This is a genomic window from Myxococcaceae bacterium JPH2, from assembly GCA_016458225.1.
Classification (GTDB): Bacteria; Myxococcota; Myxococcia; order Myxococcales; family Myxococcaceae; genus Citreicoccus.
The window spans coordinates 1-309 of the sequence record JAEMGR010000082.1 but is presented as its reverse complement, the minus strand read 5'-3'; the positions used below and the strand labels follow the sequence as shown (position 1 = coordinate 309).

1 protein-coding gene is annotated in these 309 nt (G+C 66.0%); it reads right to left on the bottom strand.

Annotated features, from left to right (window positions below):
• Positions 1 to 309 (bottom strand): hypothetical protein (locus JGU66_36180; GenBank protein ID MBJ6766214.1); only part of this gene is annotated, 309 nt, incomplete at both ends.

Sequence of the window (309 nt, the reverse complement as noted above, 5' to 3'; positions counted from 1 at the left end):
ACCTGCCTCGCCCACCTCTGCACTGTCTCCCCGTCGAAGAGCGCCGTGGCGTACTCGAGCTCGCCCGTGAAGCCGTCCTCGCCGTCCACGAGTCCCAACGTGAGATCGAAGCGGGCGACTCGGTGCTCCACGGAGACGGGCCGCAGACTCAGCCCCGGCATGGCGTGACCTGATGACTTGGGCGTGCTGTCCAACGTGAACATCGCTTGGAAGAGCGGACTGCGGCTCAAGTCACGCTCTGGCCTCAGCTCCTCCACGAGCTTCTCGAAAGGCACGTCCTGGTGCGCGTACGCCTCCAGCGTCGTCGCT